Below are 10,580 nucleotides of genomic sequence, written 5' to 3'. Positions count from 1 at the left end.
TGGCCCCCGCGCCGCCCGCCGCCGCTCCGCCAACCGCAGGTCTGCCCACCGCCGCGCCGCCGCCGCGCGCCCCCGATGCGCCGCCTTCACCGTGCCCCCTGCCGCCATCGCCAGCGCCCGCCGCGCCGCCCTGCGGGGTGAAGCGCGCCGCGTAAAAAATCGTCGTGCCCTTCTCGCCCTTGCGCACCGCGCCGCCCGCGCCGAGCGCCTGCCGGAAGGTCAGCCATCCCTGCGCCGCAAAACCGCGCCGCGCCGCCTCGGCCCACAGAATGAGGATATTGATCCCCGAATAGCTGCGGTGGGTGTCGGCATTTTTCGGCAATCCCGGCGCAAAGCCAGCCGCGTCCCATGGTTGCACCCATGGAATCCGGCCCGCTTCGAGCTCCTCGACGATACGGCTTGTCACCTCGTCATAAAGCGAGGCGCGCGGTGCGGCCTCGGCGCGCCGCGCCTTCGCGGGCGCACGCCTGTGCGCCGCCGCGCGGCCCGAAGGCCGCGTGCGCTCCGGCGGTGCGGCCTCAAGCGAAGGGTTAGGGCTGGTGAACATCGGGGCGTCTCCTCCTGACCAAAAACCGCCGCGGCCGGCCCCGGACAGCGGGGCGGGCGGCGAATCCGCGGACAAGGGGACCGCCCACAAGGCCGGTCCGCACCCGCAGGGCCGCAACGCAGTGGAGGAGCCGCGCCTGGCGCGGCTTGCGGGGCGGCCGGGCGGGCCCACGGCCGTGCGCCGCCCGCACCGATGTCCGAGGTGCCGGCCCACCAAAGCGCCGCCGCGCGGGAATCCGCGCGGCGTCATCAGCAAGGCGCAGCCGCCTTGTCGTTTGTGTTGTCATCGCCGACACGGCTCGGCGCAATCCGACGCCCAGGCTTGTCAATTTGCGTGCGCCGGTGGCCAGGCCCGAAGGGCGAGAAGAACGGCGCCCTTGGCGCGCCGCAGGCGCGGCGGCGTGCGCACGGATGCGCTGGGTCGGCCAACGCCGCGCGATGGCCGGAACGGCGCAAAGCGCCGTTTACCCGGCGCAGACGGGCGCCGCCGCCGCGCCAAGATCAGCGCGCCAAGAGCGCCTGCGCGGCTGAGCATTATACGCGCGACCTCTGGCGGCGCCGGTCGCCGCCAGTGTGCGCTCGATTCAGGCCGCGCTCCTCAGTGCGGCCCCAGGAGATCATTCAGCGCTCCGACACCTTCGCTGCGATAAGAATGGCTCATTGCCATGCCGACCAGTACCGACCTTGTGTCCCATCTCCCGGGGAACCAACTCGCCATTTATGCGATCGGCGCGGCGTTCATTCTCGTTATCCTGTTCAAGCTGCCATATGTCGGTCGCGCTTTTCGCGCCCTTTTGTCGTTCGCGCTGCTCGCCTTCGGGATTTTCCTGATCCTCCAGCACGCACCGTTCGATCCCAATCTATCGCGGCTCAACGCGAGCCTCGGGTTCGACCGCCAGGAGGTCGTCGGCGACGAGGTCCGGATCCCCATGGGACGCGACGGGCATTTCTGGGCCAAGGTCGATCTGAACGGTACAGAAACGCGCATGCTCGTCGACAGCGGCGCGACAGTGACGGCGTTGTCGGAACGAACGGCCGCCAAAGCGGGCGTCAACGCCGATACGACGCTGGTTCCCATTTTGATGAAGACCGCCAACGGCACCGTGCGCGCCGATACCGGCACGCTCGAACGTCTGAGCATCGGCGAGATTGAGGCCCGCAGGCTCAAAGTGGTGATTTCGCCCGGCCTCGGCGACACCGACATATTGGGCATGAACTTCCTGTCGCAGCTCGAAACCTGGCGCGTCGAGGGACGCACGCTGATTCTCGTGCCGAAAGCCGGAACCGCGACCGACTGACCCGTTCAACGGAAAAACGGGCGATCGGTCGTTGCCGCCGCGATCTTGCCCGAAGAAGAAGGCCACCCGAGGGCGAACGACGTCGGTAATCCCCAACGAACCGGGAGACCGAAGCAACGCGTTGGTCATGCGCGGCCATTGCCGCGCCCTTGCGATCTTTACATGTTCTTCCTATGTTCCAACCGTGACGATCATGTCTTCTCTGCCAGATGGCCAACACCGCCGCGGCGGCGCGAAAGCGCCGCCGGGCCGCACGCACCGGTTAATGCGCACGGACTTGCTGGCGAAGCCGCCACGACAGGCATTTTTCGGTCGGCCGCAGCAGGCACAAGTCTGGCGCCCCGCATGACGCGCCGGGCCGCAACCACGACGCCGCGCCCTGCCCTTCAGGCAGACCTGTTCGGTTCGTCCCTGCTTCCGGGTCTCGCCTGGTGCGGCGATGTCATCACGCCCGCCGAAGAGGCCGAGCTGATCTCGTGCATCGAAGCGGCGGAGCTCACGCCGTTCCAGTTCCAGCAATGGGAAGGCAAGCGACTGACGCGCTCGTTCGGCTGGACATATGATTTTCAGACCGGATGTTTCGCGCGCGGCGAGCCGATGCCGCGCTGGCTGGAAGATATCCGCCGCCGCGCCGCCCGATTTGCGGCAATCGCTCCTGCCGCGCTCGAACAGGCGCTCGTCATTCAATATGGCATCGGCGCGGGGATTGGCTGGCACAAGGACCGTTCGGTCTTCGATCATGTGATCGGGGTGTCGCTCGGCGCCCCGGCGACGATGCGGTTTCGCCGAAGGCGGGCAAAGGGGTTCGATCGGGCAACCGCCGATCTTGCCCGGCGCTCCATCTATCATATGCATGGCGAAGCCCGCGACGAGTGGGAACATAGCATCGCCCCTATGACGACGCCGCGCTGGTCGATCACCTTCCGAAGTCTGCGCGGTCGCTGAGCAGAACTGCGGCGCCAGAGCGATACCGGTTTCGCCGGGCCTGACATATGCCGCGCGACACGATGAGTCCCCGCCAAATCCTGATAAGTAAAGCCGTCCCGGCCAGTCTTGATCGGAATGCGCGAAGCGACGTGCCGGAATGCGCGAAGCTGCCGACGGCTGCCGATCGACAAACGTAAGGACAAACTCGCTAAGCCGCGCTGCTTGGCGAGCACAAATCTGCCAACCGCGATCATTTGACAGGAAAGACGCCCAATAAATAGGCGGGCCAAACGAACGCGCAGGTGAGCGAAGCTTTGCCCACCTGCGCGCAATTTTCCGGCTTCACGTCCTGTGATGAAAGCCTGTTCGCGTCTGCATTCGCGTCCGCAAAGGTCAGAACGGATAGTTCATGCCATAATGGCCATAGACCGATTGCCCATATGTGCGATCGAACGCGGGTTCGGCGTCGGCGGCGTAGCGCGGCGCCTGCTCGAGCAGCGTCTTGTCGAGGTCGACGACATATCCGCCATGCTCGGTTTCGTAAGTCAGCATGTCCCACGGCAGCGGATAATAGTCGCTGCCGAGGCCGAACAGGCCGCCGAACTGGAGCACGGCATATTCGGCCTTGCCGGAGCGCTTATCGACCATGAAATTATAGATCGAGCCCAGCTTTTCACCCCCCCGGTTGTACACGGTCGTGCCTTCGACCTTGTTCGAACCGATGAGGCGATTGGTTTCTTCAGTGGCGATGTCAGTCATGGTAAGTCCTTTCACGCTTTGATGTGAAAGATACGCTTCGCGTCGGCGATATATCCGGTGCGACCGAAAAATTATCGCACCGGTTTTCAAAGCGCCAGCAGATCGCGCGAGAACTCGGGAATGCTGTTCGACGACCCTGAATTGCCGCAGACAGCGGATATTGCCGAGCCGCGGGGTGGTGCTGCGAAGCCAAGGAGAGCATCAAAATATCGGGACCGTCGTCCCGGCTGCGCTCCTCTATTTGCCTATTACAGATGGGGATGGAGCAGCTCTCCACTTTGGTTGCTCTTTCCCAATTTCCATATCGCGAAACAGCCGCCGTCCCGTAACGCGATTGACGATGTCGCCATTTCGGATAGGATTACAATAACTTTGGCGACTCCAGCGACCCGGAGAAGCCGGGGCAGCATGGAAATGCCGAAAAGGCCGTGTCGGGGGGTGCGGCCTTTTTGCTTACCAACGAGATTCTCCCGGGCAATCCGACCGAACCAACGACGGCTCGACCCGCCTAGACGACCATGGCCGTTGCAGGAAAGTCGCGCGGGCCGGCCATGGCACCGACGTCCGGCAAGCATTCTGCATCCGACGGAAGACAATCGCGATCGAAGGATGCCATCCGTGCGAGGCGGACAAAGTCGATGATCCGCAGCCGACGCCGGCGCAGCTCGATCAGCCCCGCCTCGCGAAGATCCCGCAGGGTTCGACAAGCATGCACGGCCGTCATCCCCGTAAAGTCCGCCACATCCTGTTGAGACAGCGGGAAATCGCAATTGTGATCGCGCGCCTGGCCCCGCCGTTCCAGACGGAGATAAAGCTCGCACAGAAAATATGCGATCTTCTCACTTGCCGATTTGCATCCGAGCGTGACGAGCCATTCAGCCTGCGCCCGCATCTCGGCAAGTGCATCGCGAGCCACTGTCAGCGATACAGCAGGATCAATCCGCATTCGACTGTCGAGCCGGTGGCGATCGAGCCGAGCGGCGCGAACGGGCGTCAGGGCTATTATCGACTGATCGGCGGACTCGGTGACAAGCCAGGCAAGGTCGCAAAGATCGCCGGGCGCGTAAAAGCGCGAAATATGGCGCCGCCCGTCACGAAGCAGTTTGAAGCGCGCGGCCCACCCGTCCTCAATCAACCAGATCGCGTGCGGCGTTTCCCGCTTGCGGACCAGGAACTCGCGACCGCGAAAATGACGATGTGGAGCGTCGCTCCGCAGGGACTGCAAAATCTGATCGGCGGACGCGCTCGCCATGGGGTTCTCCTGAGCCCCCGCTCGGTTTCCATGTTGCACAGGCGACGCGGGCTCTCCTTAACCCATGTTGGCAAAGCCGCGATCCGCCGCCGGTGCGGGTCCATTCGTCCCGCCCAGTCACATTTTCGATGTTCTTCACTTCGATGTCGCCACGTCTTACCCTGTGGCGAAGCCGTCCGCTTTCCTCCTTTTTCACGAGGGGCGGCCGCTCGAAACGTCAGCGAGCAAGACTTAACCTGCGTCAATCCGCTGCAACGATCGCGGCGGTCGCGCTTTGCATTTCGAACCCACCCAGGGAGGCGGTTGTCACGACAAAAAGGGCGGCGCTCTCGCCGTCCCGCCGCGAACGACATAGGGCATGCGGTGCACGACCGATTTCATCGGCGCTGTGCGTCTCGCGCGCCGACAGGAGACGGGTCCATGCTGCAATTTCTCGGCCGCTTGCTCATGAGTGCCGGCACGCAACCGCAACGCGTTCGCTATCTGACCAAGGCAGAAGCTGATCCCGTCTGGCGCGAGGGGCGTCTTCTCGCGGTCGACCCGCAGGGCGCAACCTTCGAGACGCAGCTGGTCGATGGTCTTGTCGTCGAGTGTTTGCCCTGGGGTTCGATCGGCGCCGTTCAACTGCGCCTGCGGGATGAGGCTTGCTCCAGCCGCGCGGAGGGTGCCGCGCCGACAGCGCACTCCCGACTTGCGAGCCCCTTTGCTGACCCAGGTTAACAAGTTTGCGGCGATCCTTGCCGCGTCCGGCGCAACCTCGGCCACTATTGCCGGTTGTTCCGGTAAGATGGCAGCGAGGAGACATGACATGCCCCGCGGCGACAAATCGCGCTACACCGGGAAACAGAAGCGTCAGGCTGAGCATATCGAAGACGGCTATGAGAAACGCGGCGTGGGCAAATCGGAGGCCGAACGTCGCGCGTGGGCGACCGTGAACAAGGAATCGGGCGGCGGCAACAAGTCCGGTTCGGGTCGCGGCAAGACCGGCGATCATGCTGCGGCGACCAAGGGCGGCCGCAAGGGCGGATCGAGTCAAAGCGCCGAGCAGCGCTCGGCCGCCGCAAAGAAGGGCTGGGAAACCCGCCGCCGCGGCGCAAACGGTTAGGCACGCTTCGGCGCCGCCCCCCGCATGGCCCGGCGCGAGCCGTGCTCCGTCGGCGGCGATTTTGCGATAAAAATGTGGTGGCCTTATGCGGGGAGAGGCAGCGCGATAGGAAATATCTTGATGCCAGAGCAATCATCCTCAGAGCAATCATCCTCGATGCCGCCTCGGCCCGAGATGCCGCCCCGGCCCGAGCAATCGCACAAGGCGCAGCTCGACATGTTCGTGCGCAAATTGACGGCGCACAGTCCCCTGCCGCTCTCGGATCAGGAAGCGCTGCTCGCGCTTCCCTACCAATATCGCCAGCTTGCTCCCAATACGACGATTTTGCGCGAAGGCGATCGCCCGCAAGTGTGCCCGATCCTCTTGTCGGGCTTCGCTTATCGCTACAAGCTGGCTGCCGATGGTGGTCGGCAGATCGTCGGGTTACGCATCCCTGGCGATCCGCTCGATTTCCAGTCGCTGTATCTGCGCACCGTCGACCATAATTTGCAGACGTTGACCCAGGCCGATGTCGCGCTGGTCCCGCTCGCTGAGCTCGAACAGCTTGCCGATACGCGCCGTTCGATCGCCCGCGCCATATTGGTCGATATTCTGGTGGAAGCGTCGATCGGGCGCGAATGGCAGCTCAATATCGGCCGCCGTCATGCGCTCCCGCGTCTGGCGCATTTTCTCTGCGAGCTTGCCTACCGCGTCCAGTTTTCAGAGCCTCAGGCGGACGCCCAGCTTGACGTCCCGCTGACCCAGGAACAGCTGGCCGATATTCTCGGTCTGACGCCCGTGCACGTCAACCGCACGCTCAAGACGCTGGAGCAGGAAGGCGCCGTCACGCGCAGTGGTCGCCGTTTGTGGGCGAGCGACATAAACGCCCTTGCAAGGCTGTGCGACTTTTCGCCGCTCTATCTGCACCGGGACAATGCTGCCTAGCCATTTGATGACTGGAGACCGTGCCCATGCCACGATTTTATTTCCACACCTGCGACGGATCATGCGACGTCGACGATGTCGGCATCGAGCTGCGCGACGCGGCGTCGGCACGCCGCGAGGCGATCCGCTATGGGGGCAGTTTGCTCAATGACGATCCGAATATCATCGAGGGCAATGGGACATTGCGGGTCGAGGTGGTCGACGAGGACGGCGCGCTGTGTTCGGCGGTCCTGATCCAGGCTGTCGATACGCACCAGACCCGCAGCGGCCAGCGCCCAAAAGGAACCGGTCAGCGGGTGGTCGAGATCCGCTGATAAAGCGCTATATATTCGTCCACCATTCGCTGCGCGCCGAACCGGATCGCTGCTGTCGCTGACACCGCGGCGCGATCGAGCGTCGGCACATGTTCCAAAGCTGCCACCGCGTCAGACGGACCATCGACGAGAAATCCGGTGCGGCCATGGTCGATGATTTCGGACATCGATCCGCGGCGGGTGGCAATGACCGGCGTCCCGCACGCCATGGCCTCGGCCACCGAAAGGCCGAACGGTTCGTCAAAGTGGATGAGGTGCAGCAGCGCATAGGCCTGGCCTAAGGCCCGGGCGCGTTCGGCGCCGCCGACCGCGCCGTGGAAAACGACATCACGCCCGTCAATATAAGGCATCACGTCTAGGCGATGATATTCCTCGTCCTGAACAATGCCGTAGATGTGCAGGCGGCGCCGCGCCGCGCGCGCGACAGCAATCGCGTCATGAGTGCCTTTGTCGGGATGGATGCGGCCGAAAAAGACCAGATCCTCGCTGCCGACCGGATCGAGCGGAAAATCGCCAAGCGCGATCCCATGGTGGATGGTGGCGGCATAACGCAGATCGGGATGCCGGTCGGCATGGCTGATCGCGACATAATGAACCCGGTCTTCGAATGCCTTGTACATCGGCAAAATCCGCTCGGATGAAAAGCCGTGGATGGTGGTCACGATCGGTGTGTCGATCAGGCGCGAAAAGGCATGCGCAGGAAAATCGGCCTGATTGTGGATGATATCGAAGGCGTCGGCGCGCTCGAAGAGATGCGCGAGATGGCGATATTCCCAGACCTTGGCGTCGATCGAAGGGTCGTCGCCGTAGGGCGCCGGTACGATCGCTTCGAGTTTTGCGGCGGTAAGGCTGTCCGCGGTCGCAAAGAGGGTGACGTCGATGCCGCGGGCGACCAGCGCTTCGGTCAGCAGGCTCGTTACCAGTTCCCACGGCCCATAGGTCCGCGGCGGGGTCCGCCATGCGATCGGCGCCAGCATCGCAACGCGCATGTCAGGCTGCCCCAAGACGCAGGACCATGCCCTCGTCGGCGGCAAGCGTTCCGTCGAGCGTGCGCAAGGCGCGGGTCGAGGCAAGAACATCGACGATTTCCGACTTTGCCGGTACGGAAAAGGGTTGCGGTTCGCTGCCCAGGTTCAGTGCGACGAGCAGATGCTCGTCACCATGGCGCCGCTCGTAGCGGAGCACGTCTCCCTCGCACGCGAGCACCTCGATCGCGCCGATGCTGAGAGCGCGATGTCTGCGGCGCAGCGCCAGCAGCCGGCGGTAAAGCGCCAGCATCGAGGCGGGATTCTGGTCTTCGCACGCGACATTATGGGTGCGCCAGCTGCCATGAAGCGGAAGCCAGGGTTCGGCCGCGCTGAACCCGGCATAAGGACGCTCGTCCCACGCCATCGGCGTGCGGGCGCCGTCGCGCCCGAGACCGAGCCCCGGTTGGCGCAGCTCCTGTGGATCGCGGATCCGATCGGGCGGGATCGCAACGCGGCCGATCCCGAGTTCGTCACCCTGATAGATGGTCGGTGTTCCGCGCAAGGTCAGGAGCAGCATCGCGGCAACCCTGGCCTGCGCCTCACCGACCCGGCCCGCAAGCCGCGGCGCATCATGACTTCCCAGCACCCAGTTGGGCCATCCGCCGGAGGGCAGCGCGGCCTCATAGGCTTTGATCAGCGAGGCAAGTATCGACGCATTCCACGGCGCATCGAAAAGCTGGAAGTTGAAAGGAAGATGGACGCCTGGCGCGTCCGGACTGCCATAATATGCCATCAGTTCATCGACCGGCAGGCAAATTTCGCCCACCAGAAGCCGATCGCCATAGCCGTCGGCAAGCGCGCGGAAAGCGGCGGCGAGTTCGTGAATCTCGGGTTGATTGGTGGAATGCCGCTGCAAAACACGAAATTTCTCGCCCATGCCGGGGACATAGTCGGGATTGGCCGGATTGTCCGGCAAGTCTTCGGCCTTGATGCAGTGCCACAGGACATCGATCCGAAACCCGTCGACGCCGCGCTCGAACCAGAAGCGCAAGACGTCGGTCATCGCGGCGCGCACGGCAGGATTGCGCCAGTTCAGGTCCGCCTGCTCTTCGAGAAAGCTGTGGAGATAATATTGGTCGGTCGTCGCGTCATAAGCCCAGGCGGACCCGCCCATGTCGCTCGTCCAGTTGTTCGGCGGGCCACCCTGCGGAGCGCCATCGCGCCAGATATACCAGTCACGCTTCGCGCTCTCTTGAGACGCACGGCTCTCGGCAAACCAGGCATGGGCGGTCGAGCTGTGATTGGGGACAAAATCGAGCAGCAGCTTCATGCCGCGGGCATGAACGCCTTCAACCACCCGATCAAAGGCGGCCATGTTGCCGAACAGTGGGTCGATGCCGCAATAATCCGAGACGTCATAGCCGAAATCGGCCATCGGGGAGGGAAAGATCGGCGAGATCCAAATTGCGTCGATGCCTAGAGCGGCGAGATAGTCCAGTCGGCGCAACATCCCTGCCAGATCGCCGATCCCGTCGCCATCGCCGTCCTGAAAGGAGCGGGGATAGATCTGATAAATGACGGCGCTTTCCCACCACGGTCGGGACGACGGGACGTCGGTTTGAAGGGCCGTGCCCGCTGTGGCATGATCCGAGCGCACACCAATGTCCCGCGCGCGGGTCGCCCAAGACCGGCGTCCCGTCAAAGAACCCAGCTCAAGGTCGACAGGCGTGGATCGCGCTCTTTTCGGCAAACGGGTTTGCCGTCCTGAAGCAACACCGCACGCTCGCCGATCGGCAATTCGTCGGCGATCCGGAAAGCGGCAGGAAAGCCGGACGCTTCGAACGCGAGGCGCTCTTCGTGACCCGACACTGCATCGTGATAGATCAGAAGAAACTGCATCGGGTTCCTGCATGTCCTTGTGGCGCGAGTGGAGCCCCCGGCCTGGACCTGCCCAAAGGGAGGTCCAAGCCGGGGTTCTCCTCGCCTGCAGAGAGGAGGGCTCGGCGCAGGCGATCACTATCAAATGGGAGCGTTTGGCATGTACCCTTCCGCCTATTGAGGCGGCGGCGGCGTCTCGCTCGTCTTGTTGGTTTCCGATGCGCCGTCCGCCATCGGTCCGGCGCTGCTCTCCGCGGAGGGTGCCGCCGTGTCGCCGTCACTGCCTGTCATGGTGTCAGGGTTCGGGTCGGTCATCGTCCCGACTTCCGTTCCGGCGGCAGGTTCCGACATGTCGTGCGGCGCGGCAACCGTACCGTCGCCGCCGGGAACGGCTTCGGTCTCGCTCTGGCTGGTTCCGTCGCCGGGCGAATTGCAGGCCGCCAGCAGCATCAGCGCCGGTAATGTGATCAGAAAGGAACGCGTCATGACATTCTCCTGTGCGGATATATGACTGACGACGACGGACGCCCCGGTTGGTTCCGCGGCGCCCAAGGTTCGGAGAGAAACTTGACCTACTATAGGAAATCCGGCGCGCTCGTCGCGCACCGT

13 protein-coding genes are annotated in these 10,580 nt (G+C 63.9%); 6 read left to right on the top strand and 7 right to left on the bottom strand.

Annotation, left to right across the window (positions count from 1 at the left end):
* Window positions 1-547 (bottom strand): ArdC family protein (locus B4F07_RS03450; RefSeq protein ID WP_293704532.1); only part of this gene is annotated, 547 nt, incomplete at its 3' end.
* 664 nt (window positions 548-1,211) lie between these two features.
* Here B4F07_RS03450 and B4F07_RS03445 point away from each other — a divergent pair.
* Window positions 1,212-1,844 (top strand): retropepsin-like aspartic protease family protein, encoded by a 633-nt coding sequence (locus B4F07_RS03445; RefSeq protein WP_293704530.1) that lies wholly within the window; start codon window positions 1,212-1,214, stop codon window positions 1,842-1,844.
* A 345-nt stretch (window positions 1,845-2,189) separates the two neighbouring features.
* Window positions 2,190-2,789: an alpha-ketoglutarate-dependent dioxygenase AlkB gene (locus B4F07_RS03440; RefSeq protein WP_293699663.1), complete on the top strand. Its 600-nt coding sequence runs from the start codon at window positions 2,190-2,192 to the stop codon at window positions 2,787-2,789.
* Window positions 2,790-3,164: 375 nt separating this feature from the next.
* Here the strand turns inward: B4F07_RS03440 and B4F07_RS03435 are convergent, their stop codons facing one another.
* Both B4F07_RS03435 and B4F07_RS03430 read right to left on the bottom strand, forming a co-directional pair.
* Window positions 3,165-3,530: a PRC-barrel domain-containing protein gene (locus B4F07_RS03435; RefSeq protein ID WP_293699666.1), complete on the bottom strand. Its 366-nt coding sequence runs from the start codon at window positions 3,528-3,530 to the stop codon at window positions 3,165-3,167.
* Between the two features lie 508 nt (window positions 3,531-4,038).
* Window positions 4,039-4,782 (bottom strand): Crp/Fnr family transcriptional regulator, encoded by a 744-nt coding sequence (locus tag B4F07_RS03430; protein ID WP_293699669.1) that lies wholly within the window; start codon window positions 4,780-4,782, stop codon window positions 4,039-4,041.
* Between the two features lie 420 nt (window positions 4,783-5,202).
* On the opposite strand from B4F07_RS03430, the gene B4F07_RS03425 reads away from it, so the two are divergent.
* The 4 genes from B4F07_RS03425 (at window position 5,203) to B4F07_RS03410 (ending at window position 7,125) form a co-directional block, all read left to right on the top strand.
* Window positions 5,203-5,502 carry a hypothetical protein gene (locus tag B4F07_RS03425; RefSeq protein ID WP_293699672.1) on the top strand — a complete coding sequence of 100 codons (300 nt, stop codon included), beginning with the start codon at window positions 5,203-5,205 and terminating at the stop codon, window positions 5,500-5,502.
* An 88-nt stretch (window positions 5,503-5,590) separates the two neighbouring features.
* Entirely contained in the window at window positions 5,591-5,887 is a 297-nt protein-coding gene (locus B4F07_RS03420; protein ID WP_293699675.1) for a plasmid stabilization protein, read from the top strand.
* Between the two features lie 156 nt (window positions 5,888-6,043).
* On the top strand, window positions 6,044-6,811 hold the full coding sequence (locus B4F07_RS03415; RefSeq protein WP_293699678.1) for a Crp/Fnr family transcriptional regulator: 768 nt from the start codon (window positions 6,044-6,046) through the stop codon (window positions 6,809-6,811).
* Between the two features lie 26 nt (window positions 6,812-6,837).
* Window positions 6,838-7,125, top strand: a complete 288-nt coding sequence (locus tag B4F07_RS03410; RefSeq protein ID WP_293699681.1) for a DUF6894 family protein — start codon at window positions 6,838-6,840, stop codon at window positions 7,123-7,125.
* On the opposite strand, the gene B4F07_RS03405 is transcribed toward B4F07_RS03410, so the two are convergent.
* The 4 genes from B4F07_RS03405 to B4F07_RS03390 all read right to left on the bottom strand — a co-directional run bounded on the left by B4F07_RS03405 (window position 7,101) and on the right by B4F07_RS03390 (window position 10,457).
* Window positions 7,101-8,114 carry a glycosyltransferase family 4 protein gene (locus B4F07_RS03405; RefSeq protein ID WP_293699684.1) on the bottom strand — a complete coding sequence of 338 codons (1,014 nt, stop codon included), beginning with the start codon at window positions 8,112-8,114 and terminating at the stop codon, window positions 7,101-7,103. The genes B4F07_RS03410 and B4F07_RS03405 overlap by 25 nt on opposite strands.
* 1 nt (window position 8,115) lies before the next feature.
* The gene (locus tag B4F07_RS03400) at window positions 8,116-9,669 is read right to left on the bottom strand and encodes an alpha-amylase family glycosyl hydrolase (RefSeq protein WP_293699998.1); all 1,554 of its coding nucleotides are present in this window, start codon (window positions 9,667-9,669) and stop codon (window positions 8,116-8,118) included.
* A gap of 122 nt (window positions 9,670-9,791) precedes the next feature.
* Window positions 9,792-9,992, bottom strand: coding sequence for a hypothetical protein (locus B4F07_RS03395; protein ID WP_293699687.1), 201 nt, complete (start codon window positions 9,990-9,992; stop codon window positions 9,792-9,794).
* Between the two features lie 153 nt (window positions 9,993-10,145).
* Complete coding sequence (locus B4F07_RS03390) at window positions 10,146-10,457, bottom strand: hypothetical protein (protein ID WP_293699690.1); 312 nt, start codon at window positions 10,455-10,457, stop codon at window positions 10,146-10,148.
* Window positions 10,458-10,580: the final 123 nt, after the last annotated feature.

It is taken from the genome of Sphingopyxis sp. UBA6723 (assembly GCF_002454115.1).
Classification (GTDB): domain Bacteria; phylum Pseudomonadota; class Alphaproteobacteria; order Sphingomonadales; family Sphingomonadaceae; genus Sphingopyxis.
Note: the sequence above shows the minus strand (reverse complement) of the source record. Positions and strands in the feature narration are given on the sequence as shown.

Excerpts from the sequence above, each read along its gene's own strand:
- B4F07_RS03430 (WP_293699669.1), bottom strand. The coding sequence starts at position 4,782 with ATGGCGAGCGCGTCCGCCGATCAGATTTTGCAGTCCCTGCGGAGCGAC.
- B4F07_RS03420 (WP_293699675.1), top strand. The coding sequence starts at position 5,591 with ATGCCCCGCGGCGACAAATCGCGCTACACCGGGAAACAGAAGCGTCAG.
- B4F07_RS03405 (WP_293699684.1), bottom strand. The coding sequence starts at position 8,114 with ATGCGCGTTGCGATGCTGGCGCCGATCGCATGGCGGACCCCGCCGCGG.
- B4F07_RS03395 (WP_293699687.1), bottom strand. The coding sequence starts at position 9,992 with ATGCAGTTTCTTCTGATCTATCACGATGCAGTGTCGGGTCACGAAGAG.
- B4F07_RS03415 (WP_293699678.1), top strand. The coding sequence starts at position 6,044 with ATGCCGCCTCGGCCCGAGATGCCGCCCCGGCCCGAGCAATCGCACAAG.
- B4F07_RS03410 (WP_293699681.1), top strand. The coding sequence starts at position 6,838 with ATGCCACGATTTTATTTCCACACCTGCGACGGATCATGCGACGTCGAC.
- B4F07_RS03445 (WP_293704530.1), top strand. The coding sequence starts at position 1,212 with ATGCCGACCAGTACCGACCTTGTGTCCCATCTCCCGGGGAACCAACTC.
- B4F07_RS03425 (WP_293699672.1), top strand. The coding sequence starts at position 5,203 with ATGCTGCAATTTCTCGGCCGCTTGCTCATGAGTGCCGGCACGCAACCG.
- B4F07_RS03435 (WP_293699666.1), bottom strand. The coding sequence starts at position 3,530 with ATGACTGACATCGCCACTGAAGAAACCAATCGCCTCATCGGTTCGAAC.
- B4F07_RS03440 (WP_293699663.1), top strand. The coding sequence starts at position 2,190 with ATGACGCGCCGGGCCGCAACCACGACGCCGCGCCCTGCCCTTCAGGCA.
- B4F07_RS03390 (WP_293699690.1), bottom strand. The coding sequence starts at position 10,457 with ATGACGCGTTCCTTTCTGATCACATTACCGGCGCTGATGCTGCTGGCG.